This is a genomic window from Kaistella yananensis (assembly GCF_026107505.2).
GTDB lineage: Bacteria > Bacteroidota > Bacteroidia > Flavobacteriales > Weeksellaceae > Kaistella > Kaistella yananensis.
This window is the reverse complement of the sequence record NZ_JAPCHZ010000004.1, coordinates 360,638-379,184: the sequence shown is the minus strand read 5'-3', so window position 1 is coordinate 379,184 and position 18,547 is coordinate 360,638. Positions and strand designations below refer to the sequence as shown.

Genomic DNA, 18,547 nt, shown 5'->3' with positions numbered 1-18,547 from the left:
TAAAAATTATGTCATACTACCCGCTTACAACCATTCCGGATTATTATTTAATAGATGATCTTTTGACTGATGAACACAAATTAATCCGGCAATCCGTGAGAGATTGGGTTGAAAGTTTTGTGATGCCGAAAATAGATGAGGCAGCACAAAATCATACCGATATTCCTAATCTAATGAAGGAATTGGGGAAAATCGGTGCCCTTGGACCGTATATTCCTGAACAATACGGCGGCTCCGGACTCGATCAGATTTCCTACGGGATTATCATGCAGGAACTAGAAAGAGGTGATTCTGCAGTTCGTTCTGCCGCTTCTGTACAAAGTTCACTGGTAATGTTCCCGATTAACGAATATGGTTCTGAGGAACAAAAACATAAATATTTACCACACCTGGCTTCAGGAGAAATGATCGGGGCATTCGGTCTTACCGAACCTAATCACGGTTCTGATCCAGGTTCTATGGAGACTCATTTCGAAGATAAAGGTGACCACTATTTACTGAACGGTGCCAAAATGTGGATTACCAACGCTCCGCTTTGCGATATTGCAGTGGTTTGGGCAAAAAATGAAGAAGGAAAAGTTCAGGGATTGATTGTTGAGCGTGCCTTCGATGGCTTTACAACTCCCGAAACTCATAATAAATGGAGCCTTCGGGCTTCAAAAACCGGTGAGCTGGTTTTCAACAATGTAAAAGTTCCTAAAGAAAATTTATTACCTAAAGTGGTGGGATTAAAAGGTCCGCTCTCCTGTTTAAATTCTGCACGTTACGGAATTTCGTGGGGCGTAATCGGCGCTGCAATCGACTGTTACTGTACCGCACTTCAGTATTCCAAAGAAAGAAAACAGTTTGGAAAACCTATTGCTTCATTCCAGTTACAGCAGAAAAAAATTGCTGAATTCTTAACAGAAATTACCAAAGCACAGTTACTTTGCCTTCAGTTAGGAAACCTTAAAAATGCACATAAAGCAAGCCCGGCACAAATTTCAATGGCGAAAAGAAACAATGTGAAAATGGCGATTGATATTGCCAGAGAATCCCGGCAAATGCTCGGCGGAATGGGAATCATGGGCGAATTCCCGATGATGCGTCATGCCGCGAATTTAGAATCGGTTATTACTTACGAAGGAACGCACGATATCCATTTGCTGATCACTGGCATGGATGTTACAGGAATCAACGCTTTCGGATAAAAAATATTTCTTTACAATACAAAAAGCCTTCAGAAATCTGAAGGCTTTTTCGTTAATTACCCCAGGTTTCTTTCACTGTTTCAACGAACTCAATTTCCGGATTTAGAATGTCGAGAATTACATTTTTTATTGATCTCATCGGAGTTTCTAAAAGCGCTCGCGAGATTTCTTTTTCTCCAAAAAGATGAAGATTCTGCACACCTTTGTTCACTTCAGCAAAACTCCAGATTCCACATTGCAGAAAATTATCCGGATATTTTTCTTCATTTAAAACCGAATAAGCGTACACACAAAGCTGCATCGCCTGCTTATAATCATCTCTGAAAAATAATTTTTCAAGTTTTTCTTCGTCTTCAGCCTTTTTCGGAACCGAGAGCGAAAGATTTTTAGTTTTCGCCGTTTTAAAATCAATAATCCTGAGATTTCCGTTAAGGCGGTCAACACGGTCAATAAATCCGTAAAAATAAACGGGATCCGTTTTTTCACTATCAAGGAAAAACTGCACACCTTCAAAGTTTCCTTCAACGCTTAAAATTTCAAGCGAGTTGCCCTGTTCCAACAAATTTCTGTCGTAATCAATTACACTGCGTACTACCCTTTCTGCGATGGATTTATGAATGAAATTCATCCCTTTTTCGTAAAATTCAGTTTGGTGTTTCAGCTTTTCTATCGCGCGGTTAATTACATCAATAATCACTTCATTAGAAATATCTAAATCACTTACAGTTAATTCCTTACCGATAAATTTTTCATAAATATCTTGAAGCGAATAATGCACGAGATTACCGTAACTGCGCTGAGAAAGTTCTTCTTCAATTTCACTGGTTTCTCTTGTATTAAGAATTTTGGTGAGATAAAAATCTACAGGATTATAAATATAAGAGGTAAGATGCGAAGCCGAAATTTTCTTTTTCCACTCATTCAGTTTTTCAAGGACTTTCGGGGTTTTTTCAATATGCATCGGTTCCTGGCGAATCGGATCTGAAGAATTTTCGATGATGATATTTTCAATCTCGTGATGCCTGTCTTCAATCTCCATTTGGGTAATAAACCGGCTTTTTTCCCCAGTATTCACCCCTGAACCCAAGGCGTTGAAAAGTAGATGAACATTCTTCGAATCCTGAATTAAGCGGTAAAAATGATAGGCATAAATCCCATCGTTTTCTAAAAAAGTATGCAAACCGAAATGTTTCCTGATATCAAACGGCAGATAGGTATTCTGTGAATTTCCGAGCGGCAATTTACCTTCGTTCGCAGAGAGCAAAATAATATTTTCGAAGTTCAAGAGCCTTGTTTCCAAAAGTCCCATCACCTGTAAACCTGCCAACGGCTCGCCCTGAAAATCAATCGCTTCGGAATTTACCAACTGATTGATCAGAACCTCCAGGGTGTCCATGTTTATCTGAAAATTGTAAGGTGAAAGCTGATTTTTAATGATTTTAAAACTCTTTTCGAAATGCGCAATATTTTCGTAGAGAATATCATCCAGCGGTCTGAATTTCAATACGTAACAGTAATTGATGAGCAAATCCAGGAATTCTTTTACAGAACCGGGCTTCTGAAAAAGTTTGAAATAAGAAAGTTCTGAAAGCAATTCCCCAAACTGTTTTTTAGAAATATAGACAATGTTTCGCTCTTCGATTGTAGTTTTGAAAACAGCGATAATTTCTCTGTCGGATTCATCATTCGGAAGTTCCTCCAGTACCGCAAGCACATCATTGTAATAGTAGGAAGAATCCTTTTGCTCAAGCTGTTTCTGAAGATAAAACAGTTTTTTAATCGCATTACTGAAAGCAAGATTCTTCAGCGGAAAACCCATGGTAATATTAAGATATTCCACCGCGCTGATCGCGTCTAAAGTTGCCGGAAGCAAGTTTTCGTCGAGCAAAACCACTGCAGTTTTCGACAGATCTTCAGGTTTTATTTCTTTAAAAATTTCGGGAAGTACTTTGGCCTGTGTAATATTTCCGGAAACCTCATAAACTTTAATCCGTTTTTCCTGTGCAAAATCGTTTTCAACCCATTGGAACGGGCGACTTTCATTAAATTCTTTCCAGGTTTTATGGTTGCGAAGAAATTTGCCAGCTTCCTGCCGTTCATCATTCATGTAATAGTCATCAGCCTGAAAAAAACACTGCGCTTTATCCCACTGAAGCAGACTTTTTACCAGTTGTTCCTCGACCGGCGTAAATGCATTAAAACCACAGAAAACGAATTTCTGATCAGTTTTCTGGGCAAAATCTATAATTTTTCTATTTGCTGTTTCATGAATCATGCCTGAAGTTGCCCAGTTTTTTTCTGTAAGTTTCTCTTTTAGGATCGGAAGAAAAACATTCATCTTCTGCCAGAAATTCAGGAACTTTCTTCTCGGTTTGTCTTCTGATTCGCCAAGGTTTTCAGACCAGTTTTTAATACGTTCTTCGTCGAACATATAGACCAAAACCTGCTCATCGCTTTCTGAAAATTTCAGGATATCATCCCAATCCTTCAGCAGCGTTGGAAACCATTTAAGAAAGGAAGCAAAATCTTCCGAAGGCTGAATCTCGCGGTAGATTTCGAATGCGAAAAGCCAGAGCGAAATTCCCTGCAGATGCTGTTTGCCGGAAAGGTCACGTATTAAATCTTCCACTGTGAAAAAGTTTGGCAAAAATCCGGAATATTGCTTTTCTTTCAGTATTTTTTTGATGAAAACAACAGGTCTTTTTCCGGGAAGAACAATATTGAATTTTGAGAGATCCGAAGTTTGTGACAACAGTTCGGTGATGATTTTATTGAGAAATTTCATAAAGAATGCAAAGATGAAAAATAAGCATAATTTCATAAAAAAACATCAGAAATAAAATAATTCTGATGTTTTTTCTATATTTTGAACTTTAATTATTGAACCACGATATTCTTTTCGATCCAGATATTTGCACCGGCTGTATCTTTGCCGTTCCAGAATCTGAAAACATAAGTTCCGGTTTGTTGTGGCCTGAAATTGATCTGTGAAACTCTTGTCGCAACTTCACCACAGCTGGCTGAAGTTTTAAATTTATATGATATTACTTTACGCTCCAAAGGTGCCACGTGCTGATAATCATATCCATAAAATCCTTCGCACTGCGTACTGAATAGTGAATAGGTTTTTATCGTTTGCGTAGTATAGATATCCATTGTATCCTGGGCGATTTTTACACTGTCTATTTTCAATGGTTCTGTACTTAAAATCTCATCACCTTCCAAACGGTCGTTGCAACTTGCCAAACTGAAAATCAAAAGAGCAACGAAAATGGATTTGAATATTGTTCTCATAAAATTGAAATTTATTAGTGCAATAATATCAATAATTGCTTTAATCTGATGAATTATGAATTGAAATTTCCTTTAGATAAATATACTACTTTTTTGGTTTCGAAAAACTCACTATCAAAAAATTTATTCAGTTCAAAGATTTCCGCTTTCATTCCGGCGAGTTCTTCAGATAAATCGCCACCTTTTAAATAAAGAACGCCGTTGTGTTTAGGGTTAAACTGTTCTTTTTCGAATTTTCCCTTCAACCATCGTAGAAAAACCGGCATCTGTGTTACCGCTCTGCTTACAACAAAATGGAATTTTTCTTTTAAATTTTCAGCTCTGCCATGAACTGCGGTCACGTTTTTTAATCCAATTGCCTGCGAAACTTCTTTTACAACTGTGATTTTTTTACCAATAGAATCGATCAGCGTAAAATGCGAATGCGGAAACAAAATAGCCAGCGGAATTCCCGGGAAACCACCGCCGGTTCCAATATCGAGAACTTTTGTGTTCGGAGCAAATTCCATCACTTTTGCGATTCCGAGAGAATGCAGAATATGTTTTTCGTAAAGCGAATCCATATCTTTGCGGGAAATCACATTTATTTTTTCATTCCATTCTCCGTAGAGTTCTTCCAGTTTACTAAACTGTTCTATCTGTTGTTCGGTAAGGTTCGGGAAATACTTTTCTATAAGTTCAGCAGGCATTTAAATATAATTTCCACAAATTTAAAAAAACAAGTTCAGAACTTTGCAGAAAAAAATTATCTTTGGGAGATTTAAGAATGATTATGGAAAAACACTCTGAAAGGCTTAACAGAATGAGCTTTTCGCAGACTTTTGTAATGAGTAACAAAGTTCGGGAAATGAAAGCCAACGGACTGGATGTTATAAGTTTAACACTTGGAGAACCCGATTTTGATGTTCCGAAAAACATTAAAGAAGCGGCTTTTGAGGCAATCAATAACAATTTCAGCCACTACTCGCCTGTTCCGGGATTTCTTGATTTAAGGCAAGCCATTTGTGACAAACTGAAGCGCGATAACAATCTCGATTATATTCCTTCTCAAATTTGCGTATCCAATGGTGCCAAACAGGCTATTTTAAATGTTTTAGCGTCGGTGCTTAATGACGGGGATGAAGTGATTCTGCCGGCTCCCTATTGGGTGAGTTATGATGAAATGGTGAAAATGATGGGCGGAACTTCGGTTTTTGTGGAAACATCAATTGAAACTGAATTTAAGATTACCGCCGAACAGCTCGAAAAAGCAATTACGCCAAAAACTAAAGTATTACTTTACAGTTCGCCGTGTAACCCGTCGGGAAGTGTTTATATGTATGAAGAACTGGAAAAAATCGCGAATGTGATTGCCAGATATCCGCAAATCACCATTATTTCTGATGAGATTTATGAATTTATAAATTACGACGGGAAACATACCTCAATTGCTGAATTCCCGCAGGTCTATGAGCAAACCGCCGTTATCAACGGAATGTCGAAAGCGTTCGCAATGACAGGCTGGCGAATTGGCTACTCTGCGTGCCCAACATGGCTCGCGAAAGGCTGCGAAAAAATTCAGGGACAAATGACGAGCGGCGCCAATACGATGGCACAGAAAGCGTCGGTAACTGCGCTGAAAACAGATCCTTCGGCATACCGTTATATGATTGATGAATTTAAAAAAAGAAGAGAGATCGTTTATCATCTGATGAAAGAAATTCCCGGATTCAAGGTGAATTATCCTGAAGCAGCGTTTTATTTCTTTCCGGATATTTCTTTCTATATCGGTAAAACTTTAAACGGAACTGAAATAAAAGACGCCGATGATTTTGCGATGTTTTTGCTTGAAAACGCCTATGTAGGAACGGTGGGTGGCGTTTCTTTCGGAAATGCAAACTGTATCCGTTTTTCTTATGCAGCTTCTGAAAAAGAGCTTAAAGACGCCATGAACAGGATAAAAGTTTGTCTGGAAGAAGCGATTATTGAATAAATTATACACACAACCACCAAATAACAAAGGTTCGAAAATATTCGAACCTTTGTTATTATTATGAAAAATTATTAAAATTTAATAATGTCTTTCATTTTTTCGTTTTCTTCGTTTACCAAATCATCATCAACCAGGATTTTTCCGCTGTGTTCATCAATGATAATTTTTTTTCTCTGCGCAATTTCCATCTGCTTTTGTGGAGGAAGTGTAAAGAAGGATCCTTTTGGCGCACCTCTTTCCAAACCTACAACAGCAAGCCCTGTTGGTGAATTGGTACGGATTCTTTGATAAGAAGCCAGCAATCTTTCGTCGATATTTTTTGCAAACTCCTGCGATTTTTCAACTAAGAAATCTTCTTCTTTCTGGGTTTCAGCAACCAGACTTTCCAGTTCTTCTTTTTTGAATTTCAGGTGATTTTTAAGTTCTTCGATTTTATTGTTCAGCTCTTCAAAAGTCTCATTTTTATGCGCAATTTTCGCTCCAAATTCCTTAATTCTTTTTTCAGCCAGCTGAATTTCAAGCTCCTGGAATTCTATTTCTTTTCCTAAGGCTTCAAATTCTTTATTGTTTCTTACCGTTTCCTGCTGAGCTTTGTATTTGTCGATCAGGGTTTTCGCATGATTGATGACTTCATTTTTTGTATTGATTTCATCATTCTGTTCTTTTATTTCGTTCTGAAATTTATCAGCTCTTTTCTCCAGACCTTCGATTTCAATCTCCAGATCCTCAACTTCAATTGGTAATTCACCTCTTGTATTGCGGATTTCATCTAATCTTGAATCGATGATTTGCAGGTCATAAAGCGCCCTTAACTTATCTTCAACAGAGATTTCTACAGTTTTTTTAGCCATATTTTTATAAAAAATAATTTACAGGATTTGTATTCTCAACAGATTTTGAGACTGCAAATTTAGGAAAAATTTCCGATAAAATCTCAATTAATTGTTGGGTTACAAATTGTTCAGACTCAAAATGACCGATGTCGCAAATAAGCATTTTGCCTTCATTCTGAAAAAATTCATGATATTTTACATCCCCCGTTAAATACGCATCACAGTTCTGCGAAAGCGCGGCTTTTATGCCACTTGCACCACTTCCGCCCAAAACACCTACGCTTTTTATTTTTTTGTTGTTAAGCTGAGAGTGACGAATCATCTTTAAACTGAATTTTTCTTTTACAAACTTAAGGAAATCCGTCTCATCCATTTCTATTTTAAGGTCACCAAATCTTCCTAATCCGGAATATTGATTTTCGTTTTCGAGTGTGATGATTTGGTAAGCGACTTCCTCATAAGGATGCGCATTCTTCAACGCAGCCATCATTTGATGCTGTTTATAGTGTTCAAAAATTACAGAAACCATCTGCTCATCAGCATTTTCACGGATATTTTGGATTCCGGAAAATGGATTTGAACCTTCAATCGGTCTGAACGTTCCTTTACCCTGAACCGTAAAACTGCACTCATCATAAAATCCTATATTTCCTGCGCCAGCTTTAAAGAGGGCGTTTTTAACAGCTTCTCTATAATTATTCGGAACGTATACTTCCAGCTTTCTAAGGTTCTGGGTTTTTGGTATTAAAATCTTCTGATTCTTAAGACCTAATTCCTCGCAAATCCTGAAATTAACTCCAAAATAATCATTGTCAAAAGCTGTATGAATCGCATAAATTGCAATTTTATTCTCCATCGCTTTTAAAACTGCCCGTTCTACATAGTTTTTTCCTGTAATTGACTTTAAACCTGAAAAAATAATGGGATGAAAGGTGACAATAAAATTTACTTTTTTGGAAACAGCTTCGTCGATGACTTGTTCCAAAGCGTCATGACAAACAAGTATTCCGGTAACATTACGCTGCAGATTACCGCACAATAATCCAACATTATCAAAATCTTCTGCCTGTTTTAGAGCGATTTTTTTTTCTATTTCAGAAACCATTTCCTTTACTGTCATTTTCTTAAGTTTGTAGCGAAAGTAAGAATTATTTCTTACATTTAATTTTGAATTACACCTATGGAAAAGGAACATAACTTTATATCCGAACGCACGAAATGGAAACGTCAGGTTTACCGTATTATCTTTCTTTCAGACACTAAACTTGGTAAGCTCTTCGACCTTGTTCTTTTGGTTCTTATCTTATTAAGCACCTTCATCGTCATGATGGAAAGTGTAAAGATTTTCGATGCTAAGCTCCATCTTGTTTTTGTAATTCTTGAAATCATCATCACTGCATTTTTTACGGTTGAATATGTGTTACGAGTTCTTACCATTAAAAATAAGAAAGCATATATCTTCAGTTTTTTTGGAATCATCGATTTTCTGGCAATCCTTCCTTTTTACCTGAGTCTGTTTTTCCCCATTACAAAGTACTTTTTGATTTTAAGAATGCTGAGAATGCTGAGGGTTTTCAGAATTTTCAATCTTCTGGATTTCATGAACGATGGTTATTTCATCGTAAGAGCATTGAAACACAGTTCACGAAAAATATATATTTTCCTGTTATTTTTAGTGATATTCTGTGTAATCGTGGGTTCGCTGATGTTCATGGTCGAGGGTCACCGAGAAGGATTTGAAAGCATTCCACAGAGTATTTACTGGGCGGTAGTGACTGTAACAACAGTGGGTTATGGTGATGTTTCGCCGGGTACACCACTCGGTAAATTCCTTTCAGTTCTACTAATGCTTGCCGGTTATTCTATCATTGCTGTGCCGACAGGAATTGTAACCGCAGAAATGCGCAACAAACGCCAAAATCTGGAGAAAGTTTGTGACCGGTGCGGAAATGAGGATATTGATGATGATTCGCGTTATTGCAAAATCTGCGGCGAAAAAGTGGTATAAAAAAAGAAGATGCATTTTAGCGCATCTCCTTTTCTTCTCAAAATTTGTGTTTTAGGTCTCAGGTTTCAGATTTTACCCTTTATTCTGTTTATGCATTAGTCTTTGAATAATGATACCCTGGTTACGGAGTCTACACGTACATTAGCCGTTTGATCGGCAGTCATCCATAACTGATAGCCTTTTCCTTCTTCGGGGATGCTTAACTGATCTGCGATGGTGTAAAAGTAGAACGTCACTACTTTAGGTACTCCACTTGAGCCTGAAGGTAACAGGGCAATTGCATTAATTTCAAAACCCGAATCAGGATTTTTGAAAGTAGCCAATACAGATCCTGAGGAATTGGATCCCGCAGTTACAGTAGCCATTATTCTCCAGACATGCACCTGTCCCATGATAAGATTTTCTCTCCAACGTTGGGTTGCCGGTGTAGTGCCTGTGTAGATGTTTGATGTGTTCCCGGGATAAGGTACCGTTGTTTCCGGCCAGCTGGTTGTAGGCGAAGGCGCAAAAGTAAGCGGTGTAGTGTACAAAATTTGTTGGGGAGTTCCGTAGGTATTTCCGCTAGCACTAAGGTTTACGGTTGGTTTTACCCCACCTGCGCCGGATTCAACTTTTACCACGCCATCATTTCCCGCTACAGAACTGGTAGCAACAAACAGTTGTCTCCAAACAAATCCATCCCAGAACTCAAACCGGTCTGATGAAGTGTTATAAATTAACGTACCAGTACTCAAATTTGCATTCACCACTCCTGCAGGAGGTACGGTAAGAGGATCATTGTCTGCAAGTTTGGTATTTCGCTCCGTATCGCTCAGCCGTGGTATAAGGATTCCTTTTTCATTTGAACTGATATCCAGTACTGTAGCTCCATTCGGAGTGGCGGTATTAATTCCCACCTGCGCGTGTGAAATCGTAAATAGGATTAACGACATTCCTAAAATAATTTTTTTTCTCATCATGTGTGTTTTTTACGATTTAAAATTACCACTAAGGGATAGAATAAAATACCGTCAAAACACCTTTTTTTAATAAATTATTTTGTTATATATTACAATTCATGAAAAACATACTAATCGATTCCGTCTATTAAATATTCCTTTCCCAAACCAAGACTGTGTGTAGGGCATCCTTGGAATAGTGCTAAATAGCAGCTTTTTTTGTGTATTAAAAGGGTAAATAAAAGAGGTGAATTTATCAACAAAAGAATTATAAAAACTATTGTACGCATAAAATAAAAACACTCCAAATTCAAGGAGTGTTCTTTTTATTTGAAGAATAAGTTAAATTTATCTTGTAGAATTACTTTTAACGTTTACCAATTCAACGTCGAATATTAACCATGCGTTTGGTGGAATAACTCCGCCTGCACCTGCGGATCCGTAACCCAGGTCAGATGGAATCAATAAAGTAGCAGCTTCTCCTTCTTTGAGAAGCATGATTCCTTCATCCCAGCCTTTAATTACCTGACCAACTCCGATTGGGATATCGATCGGCTGATTTCTTTTGAATGAAGAATCGAATTCTGTTCCGTCAACAAGTTTACCTGCATAATGTACCGCTACCTCGTCACCCCGTTGTGGAGCAATGCCATCCGTAGTTTTGGTGATTTTATAATACAGTCCTGAAGGTGTTACCTGCATTCCGGCTTTTAAATCATCAACTAATTTTTGCTGGTTTGCTGCAAATTCTTCAGCTTTTTTCTTCTTGTCAGCTTCAATTTTTGCGGTTGCTGCTTTGTTGTGTTCCTGTATCTTTCCTTTTCCTTCATTGAAGATGGCAGCAGCATCGTAGTTTTTATATTCGTCACCTTTAGTGAATACTGATACTTTTTCTAAAACAATATCGGTTTTAGGTTTATCCTGGGGTCCTTTTTCAACATTTGCGATAGAATCGATCACCTCTTTTCCATTAACAACTTCTCCGAAAATGGTATGTCTGCCATCTAACCAAGGAGTCGCCACTTCAGTGATGAAGAACTGAGAACCATTGGTGTTCGGTCCGGAGTTCGCCATTGAAAGGATTCCTTTTCCACTGTGTTGAAGATCATTTTTTTCATCATCAAATTTGTATCCGGGATCTCCCATGCCGGTTCCTTTCGGATCGCCTCCCTGAATCATGAAATCTTTAATCACTCTGTGAAAAATCGTTCCGTCATAATAAGGAACTCCTTTAGCTTTTGCTTTATTTTCAATTTTTCCTTCTGCCAAACCGACGAAATTAGCAACGGTTACCGGTGCTTTTTTGTCTTCGAATTTCACAATCATATTTCCTTTGGAAGTCTGGAAATTTGCATAAAGGCCATCTTTCAAACCTTCGTAAGTTTCTTTGTCTACGTTCATTTTTTTATAAATTGGAGTGCAACTCGACAGCGAAATTGCTGCTATTGCGATTAAAAAATTTTTCTTTAGCATTAATTTTATTTTAAAGTACTTTAATTTTGATAATCAAAGGCATATCATTCGGGATCTTATCATTATCACCGTATGTTCCGAAAGCTAATATTGAAGGGACTAACAAAGTTGCCTCCTGATTTTTATCCAAATACCGAAGGGCATCCTCTACTGCTTTTAAATCCTCAAAACGGCCAAACTGAACATTTACATTCCGCTTTGGTTTATCATAAAGTTTCACCTTGACGAAATCGTAAATTTCATATTCGTAAGATATGGTTTCGCCGTCTGGCTTTTTTTGATTTTGCTGAAGATTCTCAATATTAACCCAGTAATTCAGACTCATCGGATAAAATTTTTCCGCCTGATTATTGATCCAATCCTGGATCTGGGTCCTTTCCATCTGATTTAGGTTTTTTGCCCTGTTTTTGGAGGTGTTCAGATCTTTTTCACTGAGAATTCCACCAACGGGCGGATGTACCTGTTGATTCTGGGCGCAGCCAATGAGCAGTAAGGATGATATGATGATTAATTTCTGCATAAATACTTTGCGAAAATAAGGAATTCGCCCCATATGCTCAAACGAAAAAACCGGGATAAAATTTTTCCCGGTTTCCAGATATGTTTTTAATGGAAGCTTAGGCAGTTTCCAAAATGTTTTTTTCTACCAATACTCTCCATCCGAAAGGATCTTCAACTTTATTGGTCTGAATATCTACCAAATCTTTCTGCAATGTCAACGCAAAACTTTCTTCCAAAGAAAGGCTAGGAAGATCCAGTTTTTCACTGTTGTAACCTAACGCTTTGAAAACAGTGGTAACAACAGCAGTTCCCACGCCCCAAACTTCTTTTAAAGTTCCGTTTTTCTGTGCTTCAATTACAGTTTTCACTGCTACCGGTTCAATTTTCACTTCAATTCCCCGTCTTTTTGCCAGCTGAATAAAACTGTCACGAGTAACCCCATCAAGAATTTTTTCAGATGTTGGCGGCGTATAAATGGTATCGTTAATTCTTACAAAAACGTTCATCGTACCACTTTCTTCAAAATATTGGTGAGTAGCATCATCGGTCCAGATAATCTGCTCGTAACCCTGCTCTATAGCCAACTGTGTCGGATAAAAAGATGCTGCATAGTTTCCGGCTGCTTTTGCAGAACCTACACCTCCACTTGCCGCTCTCGAATAAAAATCTGAAATCAACACAGAAACGGGCTCTGAGTAATAACTTTTTGCCGGAGTTGCCACAATAGCAAACATATATTTATTAGCTACTCTTGCTTTCAATGCTTCTTCCGTAGCGAAAATCAACGGACGAATGTAAAGCGACATCCCTTCACCCTGTGGAATCCATGCTCTGTCGATATCTACCAAGGCTTTCAAACCGTCAATAAACATTTCTTCAGTCACCTCCGGCATTGCCAAGCGCGACGCTGATTTATTGATTCTTGCGAAATTCTTCTCCGGACGGAAAAGAAAAACCTGCCCGTCTTTATCCTTATAAGCTTTCATACCCTCAAAACAAGCCTGTCCGTAATTTACGCCCATCATCGCAGGTGAAAAAGGCAACTGACCGTAAGGTACAAGTTTTACATCACCCCATTTTCCGTTTTCATATTCACAGATAATCATGTGGTCGATAAAAGTATTTCCAAACGAAAAATTCTCAGGATCAAAAGTTGAAATTCTCGGATTGGTAGATTTTTGAATTATCATATTAAAAATTTTTTTTGATGTTCTACAAATTTAACATAATTTTTTAAATATCAAAATTTTAAATTAATTTTGAAAAAAATTGAAATGCAAAGAGCGATTAAAACCACTTCTGATGGAAGCAAAACATTGTATATCAGCAATTTAAACGAAAACTACCATTCGCATCACGGCGCGTTACAGGAATCAAGACATGTATTTATTGATCATGGATTAAAACGCCTAAATAATTATGAAATTAATATTTTAGAATTCGGTTTTGGCACAGGACTTAATGTTTTAGTAACAATTGATGAATTTTTGAAAACTGATAAAAATCATGTTATTCATTATTATACCATTGAAAAATACCCCGTAAATGAAGGTGAAGTTAAGGAATTGGGTTATGAAGTCTTTTTTGATGAACCAAATATGAAGGAATACAACCGCAAATTACACCAGTGTGAATGGAACAAAACCACAGAATTGCTGCCCAACTTCTTTTTCACAAAATATCACTGCGACTTTTTTGATCTTAAAGAGCTGGAATTACCTAAAATTAACCTTGTTTATTACGACTGTTTCGGTGCCAGAGTACAACCTGATTTATGGGAAAAACCGCTTTTTGAAATGGTTGCCGACAAAATGGAGACAGGCGGACTGCTTACCACCTACTCTTCCAAAGGCAGTGTACGCAGGATATTAGAAGAACTCAACTTTAATGTAGAAAAAAAAGCAGGACCTCCGGGAAAACGCGAAATGATCAATGCCATAAAACTGAAAACAGAGAAATCTTAATTATATCTTAATTTATTAACTTTGTTTTTATAGAAAACTGACACATGATCGACAAATTAAATATAAGGGTGTACGCTACCGCAGTTAAAGATCGAAAGGTACTGGTGTTGCATGAAGAATATGCCGGGGAACAGCTGATGAAACTTCCCGGTGGCGGTCTTGAATTTGGTGAAGGAGTCCTCGATTGCCTGCACCGCGAATTCGAAGAAGAACTGAATGTAAAAATCAATATCCTCGGACATCTTTATACGCAGGAAGAATTTGTAGTTTCGCGGTTCCGGGACAATGAGCAGCTTTTAACAGTATATTACCTTGTTGAAATCATCGATGAAAACGAGTTTCTTATCATGGATCCCTGTATTGAAAAAACAGAATGGATTCCCATCGATACCGATGGAAACCCATTTATTTTGCCTGTAGATAAGATTGCGTTTGAAAAACTGAAAGAAAGGCTGTTATAAAATATCATTCAGGATTTTAGCCAATCTCAATCCTCCGTATAGCAGCTGGCGTTCCATTAAATCTGCATATTTGTAGTTATAATCGTAAGCATACGACCCATCCATTAATGTATTTGCGTAGATTTTATTGGCGCTTTGGTGACTGTCATACAGCCATTCTTCGAGCGTTCCTGCCTGTATTTTCTTTACTTCCTCTTTTGATTTCACATCCAGAAGCATTGTGTATTCGGAATAACTGTATTTCTGGAAATCTATAAGTTTAGAGTCCCACAAAGAATGGAGATTGGTATTTTCCCCAAAAAACTTGAGTTTTATTCTGTTGCCACCCAAATCTTCTGCTCTGCCAACGTGCATCGGTTGGGAAGAATCGCCCACCAGGTGAATTAAAAATCTTAACGCAATCTCGCGGTCCTTGGCTGATGTCTTTTTATCTTTAATCTGAGCCGAAAGTGTTTTAATCTGGGTATATAAATTAGGTCCGGTCTGAGCCTTCAAACTGCCGGAAAAAGATTTGAAATTATCCTGAGGATTGATGTTTACATAATGCCACTGGTCAGTGTGCTTCCAAACACCAGTAGTGTCAGATTTTATAAAATCCGGCCAGTTGGCCCAGTAAGCCAGTTTTTGGTCTCCTATAATTTTCTTCAGATGTCTTTTGGCTTTTCCGGTCAGGTGGTTTTCTGCGATATCTGCAACAACTCGGTGCCCAGTAACACCGTATGAATACATAAGGTTAGACGCCGATACTGCAGTAAGCAGCACCAGATTGAAAAGAATTTTTCTCATAAATTATTTCTTAATTTTAAATTTTTGGTAACCGGGATAAGGAAGAAAGTATCCTGCATTCCAATTGCTTTGGAGCAATGATTCCAGAAATTCATCGGTGCGGTTCCGGTGAGGGTCGTATGGTTCTTTAAGCTCTATATCCGCGAGATTTCCCTTTACATTCCACCAGAAGGCACTCCAGCCTCCGCGGAGTTCCTTAATAATTTCGTATACGGTTTTTCCTGTAGCACGGTTCATCAGTTTTGCGAAAACCCTTCCCTCCGTGGTTGTTAAATCTCTCAGTTGTGCTTCGTACTGGGAAGCCAAAGCATTCTGTCTTTCACTTACATATTTCTTCTGATCTCTGCGGTCCAGCGCTTTCATGTCATCCTGAATATCGGTGTACTGCTCCAGGGCAGTTAAAAACAGCGGATAAACACGGTTGAGCTTTTTATTGAGGAAAAAATAGTAGTTTTGGTCCAGTTGGTTATTGAATCTCGGCTTGTTTAAAAGGACTAATTCATCCATCACTACCACATTCTCACCATCAATTTCGTATATCTTAGCCTTCTGGGCTTCGTCGTAATAATATTTATTTCCGTATTCGTCTGTTTTCAGCAACTCTGGCGGATATTGACTGATGGGTTTGGCGATAACAACCGAATCCCGCTGAGCATTTGCATTAAGTCCTAAAAACAGCAGAAATAATAAGACTGGTTTGTTAAAATTCATTATTTTTACTTCGTATAAAATCAAGCTTTAAAGTAACAAAATTCATTCCTTTTATCTATGAAATTTGAAAATAAATCATTAAAATTTTTAGAACAGTATTTAAACACAGCATCGCCAACAGGTTATGAGCATAACGGGCAGAAAATCTGGATGAATTACATTAAACCTTATGTTGATAAAATTGAGTTCGACCATTACGGAACCTGCTATGGAATTATCAATCCTGAAGCTGAATTCAAAGTGGTTATAGAAGCTCATGCCGACGAAATTTCGTGGTATGTAAACTATATCACCGATGACGGATTAATTTACGTGATCCGAAACGGGGGTTCCGACCAGATGATCGCCCCATCGAAAGTGGTTAATATTCACGGAGAAAAAGGCATTGTAAAAGGAGTTTTCGGCTGGCCAGCAATTCATACCAGAGGAGTAAACTCCAATGAACCCGTCCCTAAACTTGAAAACATTTTTATTGATTGTGGGGTGACCTCCAAAAAAGAAGTTGAAGATTTAGGCATTTTCGTTGGTTGCATGATTACGTATCCGGATGAATTTTTCCAGCTGAACGACAAATATTTTGTCTGCCGCGCTTTAGATAACCGAATTGGCGGATTTATGATTGCTGAAGTTGCCAGAATGCTGAAAGAAAACAAGAAGAAACTCCCGTTCGGGCTTTATATCACCAATTCTGTGCAGGAAGAAGTTGGTTTATATGGCGCAGACATGATTGCAGATACCATTAAACCGAACATTGCTATCATCACTGATGTTACGCACGATACCAGCACTCCGATGATTGAAAAGAAAAAAGAAGGTGACCAGAAATGTGGCGACGGACCGGTGGTATTTTTTGCTCCAAGTGTACATCACGTCATCAGGGAGTTGATTGTAAATACCGCTAAAAAGAAGGAAATTCCTTTTCAGCGGGCAGCTGCAAGCCGTGCGACAGGGACAGATACCGACGCATTTGCTCATTCCAACGGCGGTGTACCTTCAGCACTCATTTCACTTCCTTTAAGATATATGCACACTACCGTAGAAATGGTTTCTAAAGAAGATGTATTTAATGTCATTCAGCTGATTTATGAAACGCTGCTGAACATAAAACCGGACATGAATCTGAAATATCACTAAGAAAGAGTCAGGGGAATAGACAAAAAATAAAAGTAAAAAGGTAAAAGTAAAAGAATAAAAAAGTAAAATGAAAACAAAATTAATCGCTCCGTCACTACTCTCGGCAGATTTCGGAAACCTGCAGCGTGATATCGAAATGCTGAATAACTCGCAGGCCGACTGGCTTCATGTAGATGTAATGGACGGAAGATTTGTACCGAATATTTCTTTCGGGTTTCCGGTGATGAAAACCATTCAGCAGCATACCAGGAAGTTTGTCGATGTGCACCTGATGATTGTGGAGCCGGAAAAGTACGTTGAAGAATTCATCAGTATGGGCGCCGATTTGGTTTCTGTGCATTACGAAGCCTGCACGCATCTGCACCGCACCATCAGTTTAATTCAGGACAAAGGGGCAAAAGCCGGTGTTGTACTGAATCCTGCTACTCCCGTTCTGATGCTGGAAGATATTATTGCTGATGTTGACCTGGTTTTGTTGATGAGTGTAAACCCGGGATTTGGCGGACAGAAATTCATTGAGAACACCTACAAAAAGATAGCAGAAACAAAAGATTTAATTCTATCAAACAACTCTACCGCGCTTATTGAAGTTGACGGCGGTGTGAACCTTGAAAACGCTGCGAAGTTATTTGAAGCAGGTGCAGATGTTTTGGTTGCAGGTAATGCAGTGTTCTCGTCAGAAAGCCCTGAGCGCACGATTGAGCTTCTGAAGATCTAAGTTCAGTTCCTTACCATCACTGCATAAAAAAGTCCCGCACGAGCCGGGACTTTTTCAGTTGTATACTTTGCAGGTTTAGAAAATCTCTCTTCCTGAAAAATGGAAACCAGCTTCGATTAAAGCATTCTCGTCAGAATCTGAACCGTGTACCGCATTTTCGCCTACGCTTCTTGCAAACATTTTTCTGATGGTTCCTTCCGCAGCATCTGCAGGGTTTGTAGCACCGATTAATGTTCTGAAATCTTCTACAGCATTATCTTTCTCAAGAACTGCTGCAACGATTGGTCCTGAACTCATGAAGTCTACCAATTCCCCATAAAAAGGTCTTTCAGCGTGAACTTCGTAGAATTTCTTAGCATCAGCAACTGTTAACTGTGTAAGTTTCATTGCTTTGATTTTGAAACCTGCCTCTGCAATTTTCCCTAAAATAGCACCAATGTGACCATCTGCTACTGCATCCGGCTTAATCATGGTGAATGTAATTTTACCTGACATATATCTTGTTTTTATCTGGCGCAAAAGTACAAAAACTTTTATATATTTGTACCGAAAATTCCTTTTATG

Annotated in this window: 19 protein-coding genes; 7 read left to right on the top strand and 12 right to left on the bottom strand. The window is 38.2% G+C overall.

What is annotated here, in order from left to right; genetic code table 11:
- The first annotated feature begins 8 nt into the window (after window positions 1–8).
- Complete coding sequence (locus OK344_RS08750; protein ID WP_265144435.1) at window positions 9–1,190, top strand: acyl-CoA dehydrogenase family protein; 1,182 nt, start codon at window positions 9–11, stop codon at window positions 1,188–1,190.
- A 52-nt stretch (window positions 1,191–1,242) separates the two neighbouring features.
- Here OK344_RS08750 and OK344_RS08745 read toward each other — a convergent pair whose 3' ends face one another.
- From OK344_RS08745 to rsmG, 3 genes are all read right to left on the bottom strand, one after another.
- Window positions 1,243–3,975 carry a PD-(D/E)XK nuclease family protein gene (locus OK344_RS08745; protein ID WP_265144434.1) on the bottom strand — a complete coding sequence of 911 codons (2,733 nt, stop codon included), beginning with the start codon at window positions 3,973–3,975 and terminating at the stop codon, window positions 1,243–1,245.
- Between the two features lie 92 nt (window positions 3,976–4,067).
- Window positions 4,068–4,484 carry a hypothetical protein gene (locus tag OK344_RS08740; RefSeq protein ID WP_265144433.1) on the bottom strand — a complete coding sequence of 139 codons (417 nt, stop codon included), beginning with the start codon at window positions 4,482–4,484 and terminating at the stop codon, window positions 4,068–4,070.
- A 53-nt stretch (window positions 4,485–4,537) separates the two neighbouring features.
- Window positions 4,538–5,173: a 16S rRNA (guanine(527)-N(7))-methyltransferase RsmG gene (gene rsmG, locus OK344_RS08735; protein WP_265144432.1), complete on the bottom strand. Its 636-nt coding sequence runs from the start codon at window positions 5,171–5,173 to the stop codon at window positions 4,538–4,540.
- A gap of 83 nt (window positions 5,174–5,256) precedes the next feature.
- Here rsmG and OK344_RS08730 point away from each other — a divergent pair, with 83 nt between their 5' ends.
- Window positions 5,257–6,456 (top strand): pyridoxal phosphate-dependent aminotransferase, encoded by a 1,200-nt coding sequence (locus OK344_RS08730; protein ID WP_265144431.1) that lies wholly within the window; start codon window positions 5,257–5,259, stop codon window positions 6,454–6,456.
- A gap of 71 nt (window positions 6,457–6,527) precedes the next feature.
- On the opposite strand, the gene OK344_RS08725 is transcribed toward OK344_RS08730, so the two are convergent.
- Entirely contained in the window at window positions 6,528–7,307 is a 780-nt protein-coding gene (locus tag OK344_RS08725; protein WP_088469185.1) for a zinc ribbon domain-containing protein, read from the bottom strand.
- Between the two features lie 4 nt (window positions 7,308–7,311).
- Entirely contained in the window at window positions 7,312–8,409 is a 1,098-nt protein-coding gene (locus tag OK344_RS08720) for a Nif3-like dinuclear metal center hexameric protein (RefSeq protein WP_265144430.1), read from the bottom strand.
- Between the two features lie 60 nt (window positions 8,410–8,469).
- Between OK344_RS08720 and OK344_RS08715 the strand changes: the two genes are divergently transcribed.
- Window positions 8,470–9,297, top strand: a complete 828-nt coding sequence (locus OK344_RS08715) for an ion transporter (protein WP_088469186.1) — start codon at window positions 8,470–8,472, stop codon at window positions 9,295–9,297.
- Between the two features lie 95 nt (window positions 9,298–9,392).
- Here OK344_RS08715 and OK344_RS08710 read toward each other — a convergent pair whose 3' ends face one another.
- From OK344_RS08710 to OK344_RS08695, 4 genes are all read right to left on the bottom strand, one after another.
- Window positions 9,393–10,256, bottom strand: a complete 864-nt coding sequence (locus OK344_RS08710) for a phage tail-like protein (protein ID WP_265144429.1) — start codon at window positions 10,254–10,256, stop codon at window positions 9,393–9,395.
- A gap of 327 nt (window positions 10,257–10,583) precedes the next feature.
- Window positions 10,584–11,636, bottom strand: coding sequence for a peptidylprolyl isomerase (locus tag OK344_RS08705; RefSeq protein ID WP_265144428.1), 1,053 nt, complete (start codon window positions 11,634–11,636; stop codon window positions 10,584–10,586).
- Between the two features lie 82 nt (window positions 11,637–11,718).
- A complete protein-coding gene (locus tag OK344_RS08700; RefSeq protein ID WP_265144427.1) occupies window positions 11,719–12,228 on the bottom strand; it encodes an FKBP-type peptidyl-prolyl cis-trans isomerase in 510 nt (169 codons plus the stop codon).
- A 97-nt stretch (window positions 12,229–12,325) separates the two neighbouring features.
- On the bottom strand, window positions 12,326–13,399 hold the full coding sequence (locus OK344_RS08695) for a branched-chain amino acid aminotransferase (RefSeq protein ID WP_265144426.1): 1,074 nt from the start codon (window positions 13,397–13,399) through the stop codon (window positions 12,326–12,328).
- Window positions 13,400–13,483: 84 nt separating this feature from the next.
- Here OK344_RS08695 and mnmC2 point away from each other — a divergent pair, with 84 nt between their 5' ends.
- Entirely contained in the window at window positions 13,484–14,173 is a 690-nt protein-coding gene (gene mnmC2, locus OK344_RS08690; protein ID WP_265144425.1) for a tRNA (5-methylaminomethyl-2-thiouridine)(34)-methyltransferase MnmC2, read from the top strand.
- A gap of 44 nt (window positions 14,174–14,217) precedes the next feature.
- A complete protein-coding gene (locus OK344_RS08685) occupies window positions 14,218–14,634 on the top strand; it encodes an NUDIX domain-containing protein (protein WP_265144424.1) in 417 nt (138 codons plus the stop codon).
- Here OK344_RS08685 and OK344_RS08680 read toward each other — a convergent pair.
- A complete protein-coding gene (locus OK344_RS08680; RefSeq protein ID WP_407936707.1) occupies window positions 14,629–15,363 on the bottom strand; it encodes a S1/P1 nuclease in 735 nt (244 codons plus the stop codon). The genes OK344_RS08685 and OK344_RS08680 overlap by 6 nt on opposite strands.
- A gap of 60 nt (window positions 15,364–15,423) precedes the next feature.
- On the bottom strand, window positions 15,424–16,131 hold the full coding sequence (locus OK344_RS08675; RefSeq protein ID WP_265144422.1) for a DUF4294 domain-containing protein: 708 nt from the start codon (window positions 16,129–16,131) through the stop codon (window positions 15,424–15,426).
- A 57-nt stretch (window positions 16,132–16,188) separates the two neighbouring features.
- Between OK344_RS08675 and OK344_RS08670 the strand changes: the two genes are divergently transcribed.
- Complete coding sequence (locus tag OK344_RS08670; protein ID WP_265144421.1) at window positions 16,189–17,265, top strand: M42 family metallopeptidase; 1,077 nt, start codon at window positions 16,189–16,191, stop codon at window positions 17,263–17,265.
- 67 nt (window positions 17,266–17,332) lie between these two features.
- A complete protein-coding gene (rpe, locus tag OK344_RS08665) occupies window positions 17,333–17,983 on the top strand; it encodes a ribulose-phosphate 3-epimerase (RefSeq protein WP_088469194.1) in 651 nt (216 codons plus the stop codon).
- 75 nt (window positions 17,984–18,058) lie between these two features.
- On the opposite strand, the gene OK344_RS08660 is transcribed toward rpe, so the two are convergent.
- Complete coding sequence (locus OK344_RS08660; protein ID WP_265144420.1) at window positions 18,059–18,478, bottom strand: nucleoside-diphosphate kinase; 420 nt, start codon at window positions 18,476–18,478, stop codon at window positions 18,059–18,061.
- Between the last annotated feature and the right edge of the window lie 69 nt (window positions 18,479–18,547).

Bases quoted from the DNA above. Each gene is read 5' to 3' on its own strand.
- OK344_RS08685 (WP_265144424.1), top strand. From the start codon at position 14,218: ATGATCGACAAATTAAATATAAGGGTGTACGCTACCGCAGTTAAAGAT.
- OK344_RS08700 (WP_265144427.1), bottom strand. From the start codon at position 12,228: ATGCAGAAATTAATCATCATATCATCCTTACTGCTCATTGGCTGCGCC.
- OK344_RS08715 (WP_088469186.1), top strand. From the start codon at position 8,470: ATGGAAAAGGAACATAACTTTATATCCGAACGCACGAAATGGAAACGT.
- OK344_RS08720 (WP_265144430.1), bottom strand. From the start codon at position 8,409: ATGACAGTAAAGGAAATGGTTTCTGAAATAGAAAAAAAAATCGCTCTA.
- rpe (WP_088469194.1), top strand. From the start codon at position 17,333: ATGAAAACAAAATTAATCGCTCCGTCACTACTCTCGGCAGATTTCGGA.
- OK344_RS08680 (WP_407936707.1), bottom strand. From the start codon at position 15,363: ATGTATTCATACGGTGTTACTGGGCACCGAGTTGTTGCAGATATCGCA.
- OK344_RS08730 (WP_265144431.1), top strand. From the start codon at position 5,257: ATGGAAAAACACTCTGAAAGGCTTAACAGAATGAGCTTTTCGCAGACT.
- OK344_RS08670 (WP_265144421.1), top strand. From the start codon at position 16,189: ATGAAATTTGAAAATAAATCATTAAAATTTTTAGAACAGTATTTAAAC.
- rsmG (WP_265144432.1), bottom strand. From the start codon at position 5,173: ATGCCTGCTGAACTTATAGAAAAGTATTTCCCGAACCTTACCGAACAA.
- mnmC2 (WP_265144425.1), top strand. From the start codon at position 13,484: ATGCAAAGAGCGATTAAAACCACTTCTGATGGAAGCAAAACATTGTAT.
- OK344_RS08695 (WP_265144426.1), bottom strand. From the start codon at position 13,399: ATGATAATTCAAAAATCTACCAATCCGAGAATTTCAACTTTTGATCCT.
- OK344_RS08745 (WP_265144434.1), bottom strand. From the start codon at position 3,975: ATGAAATTTCTCAATAAAATCATCACCGAACTGTTGTCACAAACTTCG.
- OK344_RS08705 (WP_265144428.1), bottom strand. From the start codon at position 11,636: ATGAACGTAGACAAAGAAACTTACGAAGGTTTGAAAGATGGCCTTTAT.
- OK344_RS08740 (WP_265144433.1), bottom strand. From the start codon at position 4,484: ATGAGAACAATATTCAAATCCATTTTCGTTGCTCTTTTGATTTTCAGT.
- OK344_RS08660 (WP_265144420.1), bottom strand. From the start codon at position 18,478: ATGTCAGGTAAAATTACATTCACCATGATTAAGCCGGATGCAGTAGCA.
- OK344_RS08675 (WP_265144422.1), bottom strand. From the start codon at position 16,131: ATGAATTTTAACAAACCAGTCTTATTATTTCTGCTGTTTTTAGGACTT.
- OK344_RS08725 (WP_088469185.1), bottom strand. From the start codon at position 7,307: ATGGCTAAAAAAACTGTAGAAATCTCTGTTGAAGATAAGTTAAGGGCG.
- OK344_RS08750 (WP_265144435.1), top strand. From the start codon at position 9: ATGTCATACTACCCGCTTACAACCATTCCGGATTATTATTTAATAGAT.
- OK344_RS08710 (WP_265144429.1), bottom strand. From the start codon at position 10,256: ATGATGAGAAAAAAAATTATTTTAGGAATGTCGTTAATCCTATTTACG.